Source organism: Lentzea sp. NBC_00516 (genome assembly GCF_036346835.1).
In the GTDB taxonomy this organism is placed as follows: Bacteria; Actinomycetota; Actinomycetes; order Mycobacteriales; family Pseudonocardiaceae; genus Lentzea; species Lentzea sokolovensis.
This window is the reverse complement of record NZ_CP107840.1, coordinates 354,716-371,800: the sequence shown is the minus strand read 5'-3', so window position 1 is coordinate 371,800 and position 17,085 is coordinate 354,716. Positions and strand designations below refer to the sequence as shown.

Annotated in this window: 21 protein-coding genes; 9 read left to right on the top strand and 12 right to left on the bottom strand. The window is 68.8% G+C overall.

Translation table 11 applies throughout. The annotated features are described in order from the left end of the window. Positions 1-80: 80 nt before the first annotated feature. The 3 genes from OG205_RS01760 to OG205_RS01750 all read right to left on the bottom strand — a co-directional run bounded on the left by OG205_RS01760 (position 81) and on the right by OG205_RS01750 (position 1,800). Complete coding sequence (locus OG205_RS01760; RefSeq protein WP_330274444.1) at positions 81-371, bottom strand: HPF/RaiA family ribosome-associated protein; 291 nt, start codon at positions 369-371, stop codon at positions 81-83. 155 nt (positions 372-526) lie between these two features. Continuing rightward, positions 527-1,000, bottom strand: a complete 474-nt coding sequence (locus tag OG205_RS01755; protein WP_330274443.1) for a redoxin domain-containing protein — start codon at positions 998-1,000, stop codon at positions 527-529. Positions 1,001-1,008: 8 nt separating this feature from the next. After that, complete coding sequence (locus tag OG205_RS01750; protein ID WP_330274442.1) at positions 1,009-1,800, bottom strand: cytochrome c biogenesis CcdA family protein; 792 nt, start codon at positions 1,798-1,800, stop codon at positions 1,009-1,011. A gap of 23 nt (positions 1,801-1,823) precedes the next feature. On the opposite strand from OG205_RS01750, the gene OG205_RS01745 reads away from it, so the two are divergent. After that, positions 1,824-2,453 (top strand): DedA family protein, encoded by a 630-nt coding sequence (locus tag OG205_RS01745; protein WP_330274441.1) that lies wholly within the window; start codon positions 1,824-1,826, stop codon positions 2,451-2,453. On the opposite strand, the gene OG205_RS01740 is transcribed toward OG205_RS01745, so the two are convergent. Continuing rightward, a complete protein-coding gene (locus OG205_RS01740) occupies positions 2,440-3,567 on the bottom strand; it encodes a helix-turn-helix transcriptional regulator (RefSeq protein WP_330274440.1) in 1,128 nt (375 codons plus the stop codon). The genes OG205_RS01745 and OG205_RS01740 overlap by 14 nt on opposite strands. Positions 3,568-3,569: 2 nt before the next feature. Further along, positions 3,570-5,594, bottom strand: a complete 2,025-nt coding sequence (locus OG205_RS01735) for an ATP-binding protein (protein ID WP_330274439.1) — start codon at positions 5,592-5,594, stop codon at positions 3,570-3,572. Between the two features lie 447 nt (positions 5,595-6,041). Between OG205_RS01735 and OG205_RS01730 the strand changes: the two genes are divergently transcribed. Beyond that, a complete protein-coding gene (locus OG205_RS01730) occupies positions 6,042-6,560 on the top strand; it encodes a lytic polysaccharide monooxygenase auxiliary activity family 9 protein (protein ID WP_330274438.1) in 519 nt (172 codons plus the stop codon). On the opposite strand, the gene OG205_RS01725 is transcribed toward OG205_RS01730, so the two are convergent. The 5 genes from OG205_RS01725 to OG205_RS01705 are packed head-to-tail and all read right to left on the bottom strand — an operon-like array spanning position 6,561 to position 11,117. After that, positions 6,561-6,968 (bottom strand): J-domain-containing protein, encoded by a 408-nt coding sequence (locus OG205_RS01725; protein WP_330274437.1) that lies wholly within the window; start codon positions 6,966-6,968, stop codon positions 6,561-6,563. Next, positions 6,965-7,882, bottom strand: coding sequence for a prolyl aminopeptidase (pip, locus tag OG205_RS01720; RefSeq protein ID WP_330274436.1), 918 nt, complete (start codon positions 7,880-7,882; stop codon positions 6,965-6,967). Before pip ends, OG205_RS01725 begins: the two co-directional genes overlap by 4 nt. Before the next feature lie 18 nt (positions 7,883-7,900). Continuing rightward, positions 7,901-8,908: a hypothetical protein gene (locus tag OG205_RS01715; protein ID WP_330274435.1), complete on the bottom strand. Its 1,008-nt coding sequence runs from the start codon at positions 8,906-8,908 to the stop codon at positions 7,901-7,903. A gap of 12 nt (positions 8,909-8,920) precedes the next feature. Beyond that, a complete protein-coding gene (locus OG205_RS01710) occupies positions 8,921-10,120 on the bottom strand; it encodes an MFS transporter (RefSeq protein ID WP_330274434.1) in 1,200 nt (399 codons plus the stop codon). Between the two features lie 4 nt (positions 10,121-10,124). Beyond that, complete coding sequence (locus OG205_RS01705; protein ID WP_330274433.1) at positions 10,125-11,117, bottom strand: ABC transporter substrate-binding protein; 993 nt, start codon at positions 11,115-11,117, stop codon at positions 10,125-10,127. Between the two features lie 143 nt (positions 11,118-11,260). Between OG205_RS01705 and OG205_RS01700 the strand changes: the two genes are divergently transcribed. The 5 genes from OG205_RS01700 (at position 11,261) to OG205_RS01680 (ending at position 14,761) form a co-directional block, all read left to right on the top strand. Beyond that, positions 11,261-11,578, top strand: coding sequence for a hypothetical protein (locus OG205_RS01700; protein ID WP_330274432.1), 318 nt, complete (start codon positions 11,261-11,263; stop codon positions 11,576-11,578). 49 nt (positions 11,579-11,627) lie between these two features. Continuing rightward, positions 11,628-11,780: a hypothetical protein gene (locus OG205_RS01695; RefSeq protein ID WP_330274431.1), complete on the top strand. Its 153-nt coding sequence runs from the start codon at positions 11,628-11,630 to the stop codon at positions 11,778-11,780. A 63-nt stretch (positions 11,781-11,843) separates the two neighbouring features. Next, positions 11,844-12,821 (top strand): C40 family peptidase, encoded by a 978-nt coding sequence (locus tag OG205_RS01690; RefSeq protein WP_330274430.1) that lies wholly within the window; start codon positions 11,844-11,846, stop codon positions 12,819-12,821. A gap of 264 nt (positions 12,822-13,085) precedes the next feature. Beyond that, positions 13,086-14,030, top strand: coding sequence for a C40 family peptidase (locus tag OG205_RS01685; RefSeq protein ID WP_330274429.1), 945 nt, complete (start codon positions 13,086-13,088; stop codon positions 14,028-14,030). A gap of 164 nt (positions 14,031-14,194) precedes the next feature. Continuing rightward, complete coding sequence (locus tag OG205_RS01680) at positions 14,195-14,761, top strand: LysM peptidoglycan-binding domain-containing protein (RefSeq protein WP_330274428.1); 567 nt, start codon at positions 14,195-14,197, stop codon at positions 14,759-14,761. A gap of 113 nt (positions 14,762-14,874) precedes the next feature. On the opposite strand, the gene OG205_RS01675 is transcribed toward OG205_RS01680, so the two are convergent. Both OG205_RS01675 and OG205_RS01670 read right to left on the bottom strand, forming a co-directional pair. After that, a complete protein-coding gene (locus OG205_RS01675; protein ID WP_319981116.1) occupies positions 14,875-15,177 on the bottom strand; it encodes an iron-sulfur cluster biosynthesis protein in 303 nt (100 codons plus the stop codon). Between the two features lie 141 nt (positions 15,178-15,318). Further along, positions 15,319-15,963, bottom strand: coding sequence for a hypothetical protein (locus OG205_RS01670; protein ID WP_330274427.1), 645 nt, complete (start codon positions 15,961-15,963; stop codon positions 15,319-15,321). A 179-nt stretch (positions 15,964-16,142) separates the two neighbouring features. Between OG205_RS01670 and OG205_RS01665 the strand changes: the two genes are divergently transcribed. Next, the gene (locus tag OG205_RS01665; protein WP_330274426.1) at positions 16,143-16,844 is read left to right on the top strand and encodes a VIT1/CCC1 transporter family protein; all 702 of its coding nucleotides are present in this window, start codon (positions 16,143-16,145) and stop codon (positions 16,842-16,844) included. Between the two features lie 25 nt (positions 16,845-16,869). Continuing rightward, positions 16,870-17,082, top strand: a complete 213-nt coding sequence (locus OG205_RS01660) for a hypothetical protein (protein ID WP_330274425.1) — start codon at positions 16,870-16,872, stop codon at positions 17,080-17,082. The last annotated feature ends 3 nt before the right edge of the window (positions 17,083-17,085 follow it).

Sequence of the window (17,085 nt, the reverse complement as noted above, 5' to 3'; positions counted from 1 at the left end):
ATGATTCCGTCGATCCGTGCGGAAGGCACGGCGAACCCACCACCCGTCCGCCGCCGAGTGGTGGGTTCAGTTCGGTGAGGTCAGTTGTGCGCGGGCACGCCGTGCATCGAGACGAGCTGACGACGCATGCGTTCCCGCACCAGGTCGATCACCTCGGTGACCGTGCCCGCCTCCGCGTACGCCTGCACCTCGACCCACTGCAGGTCGAGCCGGGCGTGCGCGTGGATCACGGACTTGTCCGAGGTCAGGTTGACCCACGCGAAGTCGACCCTGGCCGGCGCGTACCGGTCCAGCGAGCCGATTCGCGCGGACGCGTAGTCCCTGGCCTGCTCGGGAATGGCCTCCGCGAGCGAGACCTGGATGTAGTCCATCGACACCTGCCTCCTCAAGGCCGCGCGGCACCGCCACGAGGCCAGTTCGACGATACGAATCCGATCGCAACGCCGAACCGGGCGTTGGTCCCGACAGCGCAGGGCCTTTCTGCTGAGAGAATGGTGCGGCTGCCGGACCTAGTGATGTCACTCGATCAAACCTTTGGCATCAAAGCAGAAACGCGCTGGTCGAGCTGCTCCTCGGTGGGCGATCCGGTGAGCAGTTCCACGGAGCCGTCGGTGCCCACGAACGCGAACGTCGGCTGCGCGGTGACGCCGAATCGCTTCCACACCGCACCGTCCAGATCGGCCAGGTGCGGGAAGCTGGTCATCCTGTGGTCGCTCACGAACTTCTTCATCGCGTCGAGCTGGTCCTCGGCCGCGACGCCGACGAACTGAATCTTGTTGTGCCGCTTGGCCATCGCCTCGACCGTCTCCGCCTCGGCGTTGCAGGACGGGCACCACGGCGTCCAGAACCACAGCACGGCGGGCTGCCCGACGAGCTTGTCGCCGCGGAACTCCGCGCCGTCCAGCGTCTGGGCGGTGAACTGGAACTTCTCCGGCGGCGGTGTCCTCTCCGCGCAGCCGGTGAGCAGCAGGATCCCTAGCAGCAGTCCGAGGATGCGCATTCGGCTCCTCACCTCCTGTCTGGGCGTACGGCCTTGCGCCTCCTCCGGTTCAGCCACCAGGCACCGGTGATCGCCAGCACGACCACGAACGGCCACGGCCCGAGCGCCGCCACGATCTGCACGAGCGTGTTCTGGAACCGCCCCGCGCCCCGCACGACCGGGTCGATCGCGCTGCCCCCGGCCAGGAACAACCGCAGTTCGTAGACGCCGTAGTAAGTCACGTACGCACCGACCGCCACCAGCACCGCACCGCCGATGCGACCGACGTGGGGCAGCAGCTTCCTGATGTGCGGTGCGAGCGCCGAACCCGCGACCGCCAGCACGGTGACGATGAGACCCATGCCGAGTGCGTAGGCGAGGAACGCCGTGATGCCCGTCTGCAGCGATGCGCCCACCAAGGCGAGGAACGGGCCGATCGCACACGAGAGAGAGGCGATGGCGAACGCGATGCCGTAGCCGTACATGGACCAGAGGCTCTTGGGTGCTGCTTGGAGTTTCGGCAGCCGGACGTAGAGGTCCTTGCCGAGCAGCAGAAGCACGCCGACGACGACCATCACCAGCCCGATCACGACCGTCACGAACGGCAGGTAGCGCTTGAGCGTCGCGGCAACCGGACTGACCAGAACACCGAAAGCGCCGAAGAACGTGACAAATCCGGCCGTCATTACCAAACCGGACATAAAGGCTCGCACCGGGCTGTCCCGCGCCACCAACACCAAATAGGCGGGCAGCATCGCGAATCCGCACGGGTTGACGGTGGCCACCATTCCCGCGACTACCGCGAGTGCGAGCTCGTTCACAGGCGTGAGGTTAGAGTTGCGAGGTGCCGATCGAACAGTGGCTCGAAGCCATCCCACCTCTGCTCGTGTACGTGATCGTCGGCCTGGTGATCGGCTTCGAGTCGCTCGGCATCCCGCTGCCAGGCGAGATCGTGCTGGTCACGGCCTCGCTGATGGCGTCGCAACACGACCACCTGAGCCCGTTGTGGATCGGCGTGTGGGCGAGCGCGGGCGCCATCATCGGCGACAACTTCGGCTACCTCATCGGGCGGCGCGGCGGGCCGCGGTTGTTCGCGTGGATGGGCCGGAAATTCCCCAAGCACTTCGGGGAAACGCAGCTCGAACACGCTCGCAGGGTGTTCCAGAAACGTGGCGCGTGGGCCGTGTTCTTCGGCCGGTTCGTGGCACTGCTGCGCATTCTCGCCGGGCCGCTGGCCGGTTCGATGCACATGAACTACGGCAAGTTCCTGGCGGCGAACGCCTTGGGCGGCGTCGTGTGGGCGGGCGGCACGGCGGCGGCCGTCTACTACCTCGGCGTGGTGGCCGAGAAGTGGCTGAAGGGCTTCTCCTACGCGAGCCTGGCGATCGCGGTGGTGTTCGGCATCGCCGGCGTCTTCATCGTGAAGCGCAAGCTCGCGAAAGCGGCCGAGGAAGAAGAAGTCACGCCTGTGTAGTCCAGGCGGCGATCTGGGCGCGCGATCGCACGCCCAGCACGGACTTGAGGTCGCGCACGTCCGCCTCCACGGTGCGCAGCGACACGTGCAGCCCGTCCGCGATCTGCTTGTTCGTCAGCCCCTCCGCGACCATCGCCGCGACGCGCAGCAGCCGTTCGTTGCGCCACGACGGCGCGGCCTGCTCCGGTTCGGCCCGCGGGCGTGGCGTGGTGATCCGCACTCCCGGCAGGGCGAACTGCCGCACCGACTCGAGCATGGTGAAGTCGGACTCGAGCAGTGACCGCGCCTGAAGTCGCTGCGCCATAACGGGTTCGACGGTGCCGGGGCTCAGCGCGAACGCGTGCAGCGCGACCTTCTCGTCCGAGGTCAGCAACTCGTAGCTGCGGTCGATCGCCGCGTGCAACGACCGGTGGTGCGCCGGGGCGTCGCGCGGTCCGGTGGTGAGGACGGCGAACCGGTCGTCCAGCCGTGCCACGATCTCCTCCAGCGTCAGCACGCGCACCAGCCGCGCCGCGAGTTCGAGCGCCAGCGGCAACCGGTCCAGCCGCTCGCACACGGTCTCCAGCAGTGCGGCGTTCTCGTCGAACTCGCTGTCGAGCGCCATCGCCCGATCGCTGAACAGCCGCTTCGCGTCGTGCTGACCGAGGGGCCCCACCCGGTACTCCTGCTCGCCCGGCACGTTCAGCGGTTCGCGGCTCGTCGCGAGGACGCGGAGCGCGGGGTGCCTGGCGATGAAGTTCGCGCAGCCGGCCAGCACGGGCTCGCAGCCGTCCAGCACGAGCAGCCCGGGTTCGGGGCCGTTCGCGAGCAGGTCCGGGACCCTGGTGACGTCCGCGAGCTCGATCACCATGACGTGCCGCCGGTGCGCGACCGCCTCGTGCACCAGCCGGGACTTGCCGACGCCGGGCGGTCCGGTGACGGTGACGATCCTGTTGCGTGCCAGCAGTTTGGTGAGCTCGGTCAGTTCCGTTCCGCGCCCGACGAAGGTGTCCAGGCGCAGCGAGGCCGGGACGACGTCGCGGGCGGCGCGGCGGCGGTACGCGCGCTGCCGGCAGGCGCTGGAGCAGTACTTGGCGGAGGTGGTGAGAGCGGCTCCGCAGATCTCACACGTCACGGTCACCGTGCCCGCGCCGTCCGTGCCGCCAGCTGGGTGCGCGAGCTCAAACCCAGCCGCGACAACATCTGCGTCACGTGCGACCGCACGGTCCCGGTCGAGATCCCCAGCCGCACCGCGATCTCCGGGTTGGTCAGCCCCTCCACCACGAGGTCGGCGATCTGTTGCTGCCGCACGGTCAGCGGTTCGTCCCGCCGGCCCGAGTTGACGTACGCCGTCAGCCCCGCCTGGTCGAGCCGCTCCCCCAGCCGCCATGCCTGCGACGCCCGCCGGGACCCCGCCGACGACAGCGCGAGCTCGCGGGCGTCCGACACCATGTGGTTCCACGGTTCCTCCTGCCGGGAACCACCGGACCTGCGGGTGGCGGCCGCGGCGGCCATCAGCACCACGGCGCGGTCGGCGTCTCCCCTGCGGGCCGCCACCACGCCCAGTCCTTCCAGGACACCGGCCTGTGCCAGGGATTCGGAAGCGCCCACCCGCAGGGCGATCGCGAAGTGGTGCTCGGCCTGGTCGACGTCGTCGACCGCCAACGCGATCACTCCGGCGGTGTGCCGGGAGGCCATCAGGCGGAAGCCGTCCAGGACTCCCAGCGAGAGCGATTCCAGGGCGGCGGCGAGCGCGCCGGGCAGATCGCCCACTCGCATCAGCAGCCAGGCGTGGTTGTTGAGGAACGTCATCAGCAGGCTCGGATCACCGAGGCTCCGCGCGACCGCCACCGACCGTTCGTTGGCCGCGCGCGCACCCGCGAGATCGGAGTTGGCCCCGCGCGCGTACCCCAGCGTGTTCCACCCCCGCGCCTCCCACACCGGCCGGCTCATGGCGGGGTGCGCCACCAGTGCCTCCGCGAACCGCAGCGCGGCCACCTCGTCGCCGGTGAACCCCGCCAGCCACGCCGCGCGGAAGAGCAACATCTCCGAGTGCGACGTCAACGGGCCGTGCGCCAGGGCGGCGCGGGCCATCCGCATCGCCTCGCTGTACGAGCCGCGCAGGTACCAGACGTGCACGACACCCGCGACGAGCCACGTGTGGCGCGGGTCCGTACGCGGAACACGTTCCACGGCGTGCAGCAACTGGTGTTCCTGGCTCGCCAGCCACGTGGTCGTGTTGTTCTCGATCATCGGCGCCGCCGCGATCTCGCGGATCGCCCGGATCAGGTGCTCGACGAGCCGCTCGAACGTCACCGCGGCCTCGCCGTTCTCCTCCAGCCGCGCCAGGCCGAACAGGCGGATCGACTCGAGCATCCGGAACCGCGCACCCGAGGACGACGGCGTGCGCACCACCAATGACTTGGCGCGCAACGAGGCCATCAACTGCACGACGTGCTCCGGGTCGCCGCACACCGCGGCGGCCAGGTCGAGGTCGAAGTCGCCGATCAGCGAGGAGAGCCTGCGCAACGCCGACTGCTCTGCCGGTGCCAGCAGGTCGTAGCTCCACCTGATCACGGCGTCGAGCGTGCGGTGACGCGCGGGCACGTCGGTGCGGGCGGCGGCCAGTTCGATCGCCAGCGGCAGGTGGTCGTGCACCGCGCCGGCGAGTTCCGGGGCGCCGCCGCACTCCACGAACATCTGCCGGGCGTCCGCGGGAGACAGCGGACCGACCTCGACGCACATCTCGCCGGCCAGGTCGAGGGGTTCACGGCTCGTCACCAGCACGCGCAGGCGCGGGCACCGGGCCAGCAACTCGGCCACCGCCGAGGCGGCCTCGCGGATCAGGTGCTCGCAGTTGTCCAGCACCAGCAACCGATGCCCGGCCAGCGCGCGCACGACGGTCGCGTGCAGTGGCGAACCCGGCTCCTCCCACACGTTCAGCGAGAACGCGATCACGTGCCACAGCAGGTCCGGCCGGTACACGGACTCCAGTTCGACGACAGGGCCGGACGGGCACAGTTCGGCCGCCAGCCGCGACTTCCCCGCCCCACCGGGCCCGGCGAGCGTCACCAGCCGATGCCGCCGCAACAGCCGCCGCACGGTGGTCAGCTCGCGTTCCCGTCCCACCAGACGAGTTCGCGAGTTCACCGACCACCACATGCGCGCGATTCTAAGTGCGAATGCAATCCGAAGAAATGACGGCCGACAATTGCAGTTCAGCTCACAAACCAGCGTGAACTGCGCAAACACCTTCCCGAACCGGACGTGCCCGGCCGCGTGCTGAGACGGCGACTTCACGCTCCGTCGAGCCGCCACCGAGATTCCGGTCCACGTCCCGGTCCACGCCGCGCGAACCGGGAACCCGCACAAGCCCACGGCCGCACGCGCGAAGCACCCCAGACCGAGCGTCAAGTCCTACAGAACCCAACGACTTCGCTCACCGATGACCGATGTTTCGCACTTGTGCGAAGTTGAGCGGTGATCACTTACCTGACTGATCTATCGGACACACCTTGTGGCACCGCGATTACGCGCGGTATGGTCTAGACCTTCAATCGCCGCCGCGATGTAACGGGAGTACGCACACATCAAGGCAAAGGAAGTCACATGAAGATTGGACGCAAGGTTACGGCCGCCATGGCCGGCGTTCTCGCTGCACCGTTGATCGTCGTGGCACTCCCCTCCGGCACGGCGCTCGCACATGGCTACATCAACTCACCTGCCAGCCGTCAGGCGCAGTGCGCCAGTGGCGTCGTGAAGGACTGCGGTGCCATCCAGTGGGAGCCGCAGTCCGTCGAGGGCCCGAAGGGGCTGCAGAGCTGCCACGCGAACCTGTCGCAGTTCTCGGTGCTCAGCAACGACAACAAGGGCTGGAAGGTCACCAACACCGGCCGTTCGGTGACGTTCAACTGGACGTTCACCGCCCGCCACCGCACGCGTGACTACGACTACTTCGTCGACGGCCGCAAGGTCGCGACCTTCAGCGGCAACAACCAGCAGCCGCCGGCCACCGTGTCGCACACCGTCAACGTCGGCTCGGCCGGCCGCCACAAGGTCCTGGCCGTGTGGAACATCGGTGACACCGCGATGGCGTTCTACTCCTGCATCGACATCAACGCGAGCTGATCACTGACCGCGTGAGGTCCCCTTCCTCTCACGCAGCAGCTCGTCGACGTCGAACGGCATCAGGTTCAACGGCGGGCCGGACAACGGTTTCCGCAGCGCGTCGAGGATCTCCGCGTTCAACTGCTCGATGATCGAGCGCGCTTCTTCGTCGGTCGTGGCCGCCAGGGCGCGGGCCCTGGCGGTCTCGGCCTGCTTGCGCAGCACGAGGGAAGGGGGCAACCCTGCAGTGCCCTCTTCCTCCCGGACCTTCCTCTTGATCCACCAGTCCTCGTCGAGCGCCTCTCCCGCGCCGGGCAACGGTTTGCCGGCGCTCGGCAGGTCGTCGAACTCACCGCGTTCCTGGGCTTCGCGGATCTGCCTGTCGATCCACGACTCGAAGCCCATGCCTGGCGGTTTCCGTTGTGTCATGGGGAGAACCTCCTGACCGCGGCCCCGATCGCCTCTCGGAGGGCGGGGCTGCCCTTGTGGCCACTGTCGTCCACGAGGGTCAGCTCGGCGTCCGGCCACGCCTGCGCCAGCGCGTAGGCCGTGTCCGCCGGGCAGCTCAGGTCACGCCGGCCGTGGATCAACGCGGCCGGGATGCCGGCGAGCTTGCCGATGTTTCCCAGCAGGTCGTCCACGAAGCCGTGGTTCGCGTAGTAGTGCGCGATGATCCGCACGAGCGCGATCACCTCGGCCGACGCCCGATCGGCGAACACGTCCGGCTTGCCGAAGTTCTCCAGCGACAACACGGTGTCCTCCCACCGGCACCACTCGAGCGCGGCCTGCTCCCGCACGGCCGGATCCTGGCTCTCCATCAGGTCCGCGTACGCCCGCACGACGTCCGGCGCGTCACCGGCGTGCGCGCTGAACCTCGCCCAAGCCTCTGGGAAGAACCGGGAAACGCCCTTGTAGAGCCAGTCCACCTCGCGCTGCGACGACATCGTCACCGCGATCAGGATCAGCTCGGAGACGCGCCCGGGATGCCGTTGCGCGTAGGCGACCGCGAGCGTCGTTCCCCAGGAACCGCCGTACAGCAGCCACTTCTCGATGCCGAGGTGCTCGCGGAGCTTCTCCATGTCCGCGATCAGGTGCTCGGTGGTGTTGACGCTCATGTCCGCCGCCGGGTCGCCGGCGTGCGGCGTGCTCTGACCACAGCCCCGCTGGTGGAAGATCACGATCCGGAACTTCTCGGCGTCGAGCGACTTCCGCGCGCCCTTCGCCGGTCCGCCCGGTCCGCCGTGGAGGAACACGGCAGGCTTGCCGTCAGGATTGCCGACGGTCTCCCAGTAGACCTGGTTGCCGTCACCGACGTCGAGCATGCCGTGTTCGTAAGGCTCCATGATCCCGAGCGTACCGATCTACACGGTAAGTGCCTTCCAGGTCAGACCGGCGTCATCCGACCGGTAGACCTCGGCGAACTCCTGGCCAGGACCACCGCGCACCAGCGTGGCGTGCCGCGAGTCCGAGAACGCCAGGTCCTCGAACGGCGGCCCTCCGAGCGTGAGCGGCGTGTCCCACTTCGCGCCGAGGCCGCGGTGCACGAACGACCAGTCGCGCCCGGTCGCGGCCACCAGCGCCGCCTCCGGCGACACCGCGAAGCCCGTCGTGATGCCCTCGCGCGGTGGCACGCTGACGGTCTTGAACGGCCCACCGCCCGTGGCCTGGCGCAGTTCCTTCGTCATGTTCCCGAAGCCGGGATCGAAGCTGCACAACGCATAGCGGTCGGCGCCGACCGTGCCGAGCCGCGTGGCCGAGAACTCGGTGCAGGGCGCCGGTTCCTCCAGCCAGCCCGCGAGAGACCGGGTCCAGTACCGGTTCTCCACGCCGATCGTCGACAGCGAGACCTGACCGGCGGCGATCTCCCCGCGCGACTGGCCCTTGACCTCGACGCCCGGCACCGGCTGCCACGAGTCGAGCCACAGCTCGCGGTGGAACAGCCGCGACGACGTGCCGTCGTAGATCACCGCGAGGAACCCGGAGCTGTCGAAGCCCAGCGCGCCAACGGTTCCCTTGATGCCGGACGGTTCCCAGCGCGTGCCGCCGTTGCTGGTGACGAACAGCTGCTCGCCGTCGGTGACCATGCCCGCCGCGTCGTTCGCGAAGAGCACGCGCAGGCGACCGGTCTCCGGCACGGACAGCGCCGGGGTCGTCACCCGCGTCCACGACGCCCCGCCGTCGAACGTGCGGACGAGCTGCGGGCAGTTCGCGGTCTGGCACAGCGTGTCGAGGCCCAGCACCCAGCCGCGGTCAGCGGCGGGCCAGGAGGTCGACGCGGGCACGACACCGGTGCCCGCCTGCGCGACGGAAGCGGTCAATCCGGTCAGCAGCAACGAGACAGCAAGAACAGCAATGCGTTTCCCCCACATCGCCTTCTCCCCTCAAGAGGCTGATTCCCACTCAACACCTCTTGCCCGTGAAGCGGCAACCACCCACAACGTCACCAAAACCCCGGCCCCGCCCGCCAGAACGAGAATCAGCTGGGGACCGAGTGTGTCGATGAGCAGACCACCGACGATGTACGAAATCGCCGCAGCCACACCGATCCCGCCGTAGAAGTTGCCGAACACCCTGCCCGTTCGATCACCGGGCACGAGCCGTTGGATCAACGTGCTGTGCGCGACGTCCATCGCCGCGATTCCCAGTCCCCGCACGGCTTGCAGCGCGAACGCCGACGCGACGCCCCACGCCAGACCGGTGAACAGGTTGCCGGCGCTGCTGATCAGGAACCCGGTGACGAGCAGTGTGACCATGCTCCACCGCGCCGATCCCCTAGCCAGCAACGCATAGCCGATGAGCAGACCAATGCCGACCGCGCCGAGGACGACCCCGGCCACGCTCTCCGACTCGCCGAACACGCCCATCGTCAGCTGCAGCACCGCGACGTCGTCGATGGCTGTGCACGCGACGACACCGCAGAAGCCCAGGAAGACGATCCGCAACGCCCGGTTGCGCCAGATCTCGCTCACGCCGGCCTTCACGTCGGTGAACACCGTCTCCCCCGGCTCGGCCGGCACGACGAGTTTCGGCAGGCGCAGCAACAACAACGCCGACAGACCGAACGAGACCGCGTCCACGAGCAGCACGCCGCGGGTGTCCATGAACTGCAGCAGCACGGCCGCGAGGAACGGCCCGATGACGTCGGCGCTGTTGGATCCCAGGCCCAGCGCGGTGTTCGCCTGCGCGAGGTCCTTCTCCGCGACCAGGCTGGGCACCGCCGCCCGCGACGCCGGGATGAAGATCTGCCCGATCACGGCCCGCACCCCCACCAGGGCGAGCAGGATCGGCAACGGCGGCAGCGTGAACGCGATGACCGCCAGCAGCACGCCCTGCGCGACCTCGCAGACGATCATGACGGTGCGCCGGTCGAACCTGTCGCTGATGACCCCGGTCAGCGGACTGAGCAACGACGGCGCGAAGTCGCCCACGAGCAGCAGCGCCGCCACCGCGATCGCCTTCCCCAGCACGGACTGCACGTGCACCATCAGCGTGACGAGACTGAGTGCGTCCCCCACAACAGAAACGACCCGTGCGGTGCTGAGCACGCGCAACGGGCCGTTTTCCTTCAGAAGCGTCAGCACATGGCTACTTTGCCAACACCTGGTCGAGCTGGTCAGCCAATTTGTTCATGATCCCGGCGTAGGAGGAGTAGCTCAGCGGGGCGACCGCGTTCCACTCGACGAACCGGCCGGCCTGCACGGCGGGCAGGCCCTGGAAGACCGGGTGGCCCTCCTTCATCTGCTCCGGGGTGAGCACGTGCTGGCGGGTGTCCCACATGATCACGTGCTCTTTGTACGTGCCGGAGTTCTCCCACGACAGCGACTGGAAGTAGCCGCCGCCCTCGGTGTCGGGCTTGTCCGGCGTGAGCAGCGGCAGGCCCAGTTCCTTGACGTACCAGTCGAGGTCCGGGTTGCGGGCGGGCACGGCGACGTAGAAGAGCTTCGGGTCCGCGCCGATGACCTGGATCTTCTGGTTCGCGGCCGTCATCTTCGTGCCGATGGCCTTGAGCCGGTCGGCGGCCTTGGTGAACGCCTCCTCGTCGGCCTTCACCTTCGCCGAGTCGACGTCGGCGCCGAGCGACTGGGCGAGCTCCTTGAAGCGCTTCACGCCGTCGGGCAGCTGGATCTTCGACTGGCCGATGCCGACGGTCGGGGCGATCTTGGTGACCTTCTCCTCGAACTCGGCGGTGAGGTGCCAGAGCCCGGAGACCTCGGGGTAGTAGCCGGCGACGACCAGGTCGGCGTTCAGCGCGGCGAACTTCTCGAAGTCGATCTCGCCGTAGCCGGGGCCGGTGATGTCGGTGACCTGGCTCGGGTCGATGCTGCCGGCCTCCGGGTCGGTCGTGCCGTCCGCGCGCTTGAGCGGGCCGAACGTGCCGACGACGTTGATGCCGTAGTCCTTAAGGGCGCCCGCGGCGGACACCTGCGCGACGACGCGTTCCGGACGCTTGGGCGCGGTGACCTCCTTACCGCGATCGTCCTTGAAGGACCACTGGCCACTTCCCTGCTCCGTGGGAGCGTTTCCACCGCACCCGGCCACTAGGCCGAGCAGCAGAACCGCGGCGACTGTCCTGCGCACCTGTCCACCTCCTGATTTAGGCTTGCCTAACCTATCAAGCGGGTTCACGGATCGGAATTTGGACCGACGGACAGTGCGTGTCGATTCCGCGAGCGCCGGTTCGACGTACCTGCAGAAGGAAGGTTCCGGATTGGAGGGTCGCCATGATCGCCACGCTCATCGCCACACTGGTCGACGAAGACCACGCGGAGGACGACGGCGTCCTGGCGCCCGACGACCGCCTGACCTGCCACGTGCACGGGAGGTGGATCCACCAGTGCGTCTCGTCGCCGGTGCACGTCAACCCGGTCACGCGGCACCGCTGGTGCCGCGGCTGCGACTCGCCGCTGGGCGTCGTGGTCGACGAGCTCGCCGGTGCCGTCGCGATGCGCTGCCCCCGCTGTGGGCACGGGGGCAGCGCCGCCACCGCCCGTCTGCTCGCCGCGTGCCGTTCCTCGATCGAGGCACACCGGGCCGCCTGATCGGGTGACACCGCCCGACTTGCCCCTTTAGTCCATTATGTTGCTCTTCGTGTCTATTTCTTCACGCATCGCAACCGTTCTGGCCACCACCGCCGGGATCGCCCTCGTGAGCGCGTCACCCGCGCTCGCCGACGAACTCGTGGACGTCGAGTTCGACGCACCGGTGCTCGTGGTGGACGGACCGCTCGTCGACCTCGACTGAACCCCTGCGCCCGTTCGGCCGTACGCCTCCTCAGTAGCCGATTCCGACTCCTGAGGAGGCCGCGTGCCCGGCCGTGCTGCAAGGACTACCGCTTTGGCCGCCGTGATCGCCGCGACGGTGGTGTCGATGCCTTCGGCGCACGCGCAACCCGCCGACGACGCGCTCAAGGTCTACAACGACCTGACGCGAGAGGCCGAGACGCTCAGCCAGGACCACCTCAAGGCGCAGAGCGACCTGTCGAGGGCGAACGGGATCGTGGTCGCCGCCACCGAGGCGGAGAAGAAGGCGCTGGCCGAGTCGGAGCAGTTCCGCGGCCAGGTCGACACGCTGACCGAGGCGACCTTCGAGGGCGCCCGGCTCAACGACCTGTCGGCGTTCCTGACCTCGACGTCCCAGCAGGACTTCCTGGAACGCATGCAGGCGATGAACATCATCGCCGCCGACCAGAACGAGGCGGTGTCGCGCATGAGCGCCACGCTGGCCGCTGCCACGAAGGCGCGCACCGACGCCGCCACCGCGGCCTCGGCGGCGGACAAGCTCGCCGGTGAGGTGTCCACCCGCAAGGTCGCCATGGACCAGCAGGTGACGGTCGCGCGGAACAAGCTCCAGTCGCTGACCGCGCCGCAGCGGCAGACGCTGGCCAATCCCGGCACCAAGGTGCCCGTGGGCTCCGTGAACGTGCCGGCGGGCGCGGCCGGGGCCGCCCTGAACTTCGCGCTGGGCGAGCAGGGCAAGCCGTACGTGTTCGGCTCGAACGGACCCAACTCGTGGGACTGCTCGTCGCTGATGCAGGCCGCCTACCGCGCCGCGGGGGTGTCCATTCCGCGCGTCACGTACGACCAGGCGAAGGTCGGCCGCGGCGTGGGTCGCGGCGAGGTCGCGGCCGGAGACCTCATCATCTACTACGCAGGTCAGTCGCATGTGGCCATGGCCGTGGACGGCACCCGCGCGGTGCACGCGTCCACTGAGGGCATTCCGGTGAAGATCGCGAACATCGACTCGATCGGACCCATTTCGGTGATTCGCCGGGTTGTCGGGTGACGCTTCTCTCCCACCCCGCGATAAACCCATGTGGGCCACTGTGAGAGCGTGCTGGCAGGTGAACTGCTGAGGACCCGGTGCTGGACGAGGGCAAGGTCATTCCGTAACCTGTCCGAGACCTTCGGCTCAGCAGTTAACCCACTCGGGGCACACGCCAAGGTTGTCGCCTGACGCGGAGTAGTTCTCGCGGGGTGACCGCCAGGAAAAAGGAGGACCCGCGACGTGGTGTCGCAACCCTCACGCCGCATCGTGCGTGGAGCACTCGTGGCGACGGCAGCAGTCGTCGCGGCAGCACTCCCCACGGCGCCGGCCACCGCACAGCCCAACGCCCAGGACGCGCTCAAGAAGTTCAACGAGCTGTCCGAGCAGGCGTCCAAGCTCAACCAGGACCACCTCAAGGCCCAGGACGACCTGAAGGCCAAGCAGGGCGAGCTGGACAAGGCCAAGGGTGACCTGGCCGAGGCCCAGAAGGCCGAGGAGGCCCTCCGCGGTCAGGTCGACCTCCTCACCGAGGCCACCAACTCGGGCGCGAACTTCAGCCAGATCTCCGCGCTGCTGGTGAGCGACTCGCAGCAGGACTTCCTCAACCGCATGTCGGCCATCAACATCCTCGCGGCCGACAACGCGGACGCCCTGCAGAAGCTGACCGACGCGGTCGGCAAGGCCGACGCGGCGACGAAGTCGGCCAACGAGGCGACCGAGACGTCGAAGAAGCTCCTCGCCGAGATGGACCAGAAGAAGGCCGATCTCGACAAGCAGCTCGCGGAGGCGACGACCGCGTACCGCGCGCTGAGCACGTCGGTGCGCAACAACCTGGCGCAGTCCGGCGACATGTCGAACATCAACGTCCCGGCGGGCACCGCGGGCCGCGCACTGCAGTTCGCGCTCGACCAGCGCGGCGAGCAGTACGTCTACGGCTCCAACGGCCCGGACACCTGGGACTGCTCCTCGCTGATCCAGAAGGCGTACGCCTCGGCAGGCGTGTCCATCGGTCGCACCAGCTACGCCCAGGCGGCAGCCGGTCGTTCGGTCAGCCGCGGCGAGGTCAAGGCCGGCGACATCATCGTCTACTACTCGAGTCAGTCCCACGTGGCGATGGCGGTGGACGGCATTCGCGCCGTGCACGCGTCGACCGAGGGTCAGCCGGTGAAGATCGCCGACATCGACTCGATCGGCCCGATCTCGGTCATCCGCCGCATCGAGGGCTGACCACCAGTTCTGGTCGAACGCCCCCTGCCTTCTGGCAGGGGGCGTTTTTCACTCCCTCGGGTGCACGTGCCGCGGTGATCCGGCGGAACGGGTGCACCTTGACTAGGTTCCGCTTCGGGCGCCGCCGTTCCAGGCGGCCGTCGTCGTCCGAAGTGGAGTTTTGAGTGGACACCTTGCAAGCCGGGCAGGAAATCACCCGCGGCCAGCAGTTGACGAGCGTCAACGGGTACATGCTGACCCTGCAGTCCGACGGGAACCTGGTGCTCTCGGAGGACACCGGCACGGTGTGGGCCAGCGGCACCGACGGCACGGGCGCGGTGCGCGCCAAGCTGCAGGACGACGGCAACTTCGTGCTCTACACGAGCGACGAGAACGCCGTGTGGTCCACCGGCACCCAGGGCAACGAGGGCTCGCGCCTGGTCCTGCAGGACGACAGGAACCTGGTCGTGTTCGCCGCCGACGGCAGCGCGCGGTGGGCCAGCAACACCAACACCGACACGCCGCAGCCCACTCCCGAGGCGGCCGCTCCGGCTCCGGCCCCGGTCGAGGAGGCCCCGGCCGCGCCCGCCGCTCCGGCCGTGCAGACCTACACCGTCGAGGGTGGCGACTCGCTGTGGGCGATCGCCGAGCGCTTCTACGGTGACGGCAACCGCTACGGCGACATCGCGTCCGCCAACGGGATCTCGAACCCGGACCTCATCCACCCCGGTCAGGTGCTGACCATTCCCTGATCCCGGGGGTGTCACGAAACGGGCCGGATCCCCTCATGTCCTGAGGGGTCCGGCCCGTTTCGCACGTCAGGCGTGATCGACGCTGATCCCACCCGAGCAAGAATTCCGCGCGCTCAGCCAGGCTGGTCCTGGCGTGCGATCGCGAAAGCCGGGTTGCCCTCGTCGTCCTGGCGCACGTCGAGGACCTTGTCCTCCAGGTACTCGGCGGCGGCCGGCTCGAGGATGACCTTGGCCCCCGCGGGTGCCGCCACCACCTCGTCCCCGTCGACGGGCTGGCTCAGCGACAGCTCCAGGGCGGCCTGGCTGTTCTGTTCGGTGGCCAGGGCAAAGCGCAGGCCGGTGTCGTCGGTGGTGCCATCGGACTGTGAGGTCAACTCGTTGATGACCTCGGCAGCCATCGGCGTCACTTCGAGCATGTCGGCCCCTAACATCGGAAACAAGAAACTCGTTCCGTGTTCCCGGCCTGAGCCGTTCTCAATCACCGCACGCCGAAGTCCCAGGTAGAAGGCGCGTTCGACGGGCCGTGGCCATCTGCGGGCCCGGTGGCCGGCCCCTGATCACGCGACGCGGTGCGCCTGCCGTGACACCTCGTTCCGCACGTGCCCGCAGGCCGAGCACACCCGCGGCACCGGCACCAGTTCGGCGACCAGCTTCCACGAGTCGGCGAACGACGGCACCTCCTGCCCCGGCGTGAGCAGGCTGTCGAGCACCTCCTGGCGGCGCCGCCCCTTCTCGCGGCTGCGCTCCACCGGGTCGCGGCGGTGGGCCAGGGCGCGCGACTCCGCCCGTGCGCGCTCGCCGTCCGACGTGAGGCCGGTCGCGCGCCGCGGGGCGTGCAGAGCGGTGTTGCGGCGGTTCACCCGGTACCACTCGCCGAGCGAGACGCCGGACAGCGGCGGCTTGGCGAGGCCCGCGCCGTCCGCCGTCCAGGTGCGCAGGCGGGCGCGCAGGAACTCGTGCGCCACCTGGGCACGCGAACGAGGGCGGCCCTGACGGGTGCCGTCCGGCTTCTTGTCGATGGCCGCGAGCAGGGCGTCGACGCACCAGCCCGCCGTGAACCACGGTTCGAGCAGGCGCCGGACCCAGCGGCGGTCGGCGTCCGGCCACGAGGCGCGGACGCACAGGGACTCGACGGCGACGTCCACGTCGGCGTCGGTGGACGGCACCACTCGGCCTGGCCAGCGACGGGGTTCGATCTGCATCGGGAACTGACCTCCTCTAGCACGCCTGACGAACACCTGTTCGACAGGATGCCACGGGGGTCTGACAAAAAATGAACCCACAGCCTCTGACCAGGGGAAACTCACCCGTTCAGCAGAGTCCGACCGGGGTCGCGGCGTGGTCACCGGGCACGCGGAGACCCCAGCGCTAACCTGCGGAAATGACCCACCACGAGCCCCACGACGAGGTCAGCGGCGACCGGATGAACTGGTTGCGCGCGGGAGTCCTCGGCGCGAACGACGGCATCGTCTCGACCGCCAGCCTCGTGGTGGGCGTCGCCGGGGCCACCACGGACCGCGCCCAGATCCTCGTCGCGGGCCTCGCCGGCCTCTTCGCGGGCGCGATGTCCATGGCCAGCGGCGAGTACGTGTCCGTCAGCAGCCAGCGCGACGCCGAACGCGCCCTCCTCGCCCAGGAACGCGCGGAGCTGCGGGACATGCCGGAACAGGAGCTCGAAGAGCTCAAGGAGATCTACGAGAGCAAGGGCCTCGACGCGGACACCGCGGAAGAGGTCGCCAAACAGCTCACCGAGCACGACGCCCTGGGCGCCCACGCCGAGGCCGAGCTGCACATCGACCCGGACGAGCTGACGAACCCGTGGGGCGCCGCCATCGCGAGCTTCGTCTCGTTCACCATCGGCGCCCTGCTCCCGCTCGCCGCGATCGCGTTCACGAGCACCACCCTGCGCGTGCCGGTCACCGTCGTCGCCGCGATCTTCGCCCTGGCCCTCACCGGCTTCGTCAGCGCCAGGCTCAGCGGCGCGGACAAGAGGCGTGCCGTCGTCCGCAACGTCGTGGGCGGCCTGATCGCCATGGGCGTCACCTATGCGATCGGTTCGCTCGTGGGCCAAAGCATTGGATGACGCCGAACTGGGTATTGCGGTGGGCATGAGCGAAGAACGCGGTGCGTACATCCAGGAGAGCGACGTCGAGGGTCTGGACGAGGACAACCTCGGTCACGACCCGCTGGAGACCGAGCCCGAGGAAGGCTGGGCCGAGTCCAACAGGTACGGAACGACCGAGTACGAGCAGGCGCACCCGCGGCCGCTCGATGAACGCCTCAAAGAAGAACGCAGCGATGTCGGCGAGACGGGTGCATGATCG

Coding starts and splice junctions, on each gene's coding strand:
- OG205_RS01725 (WP_330274437.1), bottom strand. CDS start 6,968: ATGACACAACGGAAACCGCCAGGCATGGGCTTCGAGTCGTGGATCGAC.
- OG205_RS01760 (WP_330274444.1), bottom strand. CDS start 371: ATGGACTACATCCAGGTCTCGCTCGCGGAGGCCATTCCCGAGCAGGCC.
- OG205_RS01700 (WP_330274432.1), top strand. CDS start 11,261: ATGATCGCCACGCTCATCGCCACACTGGTCGACGAAGACCACGCGGAG.
- OG205_RS01755 (WP_330274443.1), bottom strand. CDS start 1,000: ATGCGCATCCTCGGACTGCTGCTAGGGATCCTGCTGCTCACCGGCTGC.
- OG205_RS01730 (WP_330274438.1), top strand. CDS start 6,042: ATGAAGATTGGACGCAAGGTTACGGCCGCCATGGCCGGCGTTCTCGCT.
- OG205_RS01715 (WP_330274435.1), bottom strand. CDS start 8,908: ATGTGGGGGAAACGCATTGCTGTTCTTGCTGTCTCGTTGCTGCTGACC.
- pip (WP_330274436.1), bottom strand. CDS start 7,882: ATGGAGCCTTACGAACACGGCATGCTCGACGTCGGTGACGGCAACCAG.
- OG205_RS01670 (WP_330274427.1), bottom strand. CDS start 15,963: ATGCAGATCGAACCCCGTCGCTGGCCAGGCCGAGTGGTGCCGTCCACC.
- OG205_RS01660 (WP_330274425.1), top strand. CDS start 16,870: ATGAGCGAAGAACGCGGTGCGTACATCCAGGAGAGCGACGTCGAGGGT.
- OG205_RS01665 (WP_330274426.1), top strand. CDS start 16,143: ATGACCCACCACGAGCCCCACGACGAGGTCAGCGGCGACCGGATGAAC.
- OG205_RS01735 (WP_330274439.1), bottom strand. CDS start 5,594: ATGTGGTGGTCGGTGAACTCGCGAACTCGTCTGGTGGGACGGGAACGC.
- OG205_RS01675 (WP_319981116.1), bottom strand. CDS start 15,177: ATGCTCGAAGTGACGCCGATGGCTGCCGAGGTCATCAACGAGTTGACC.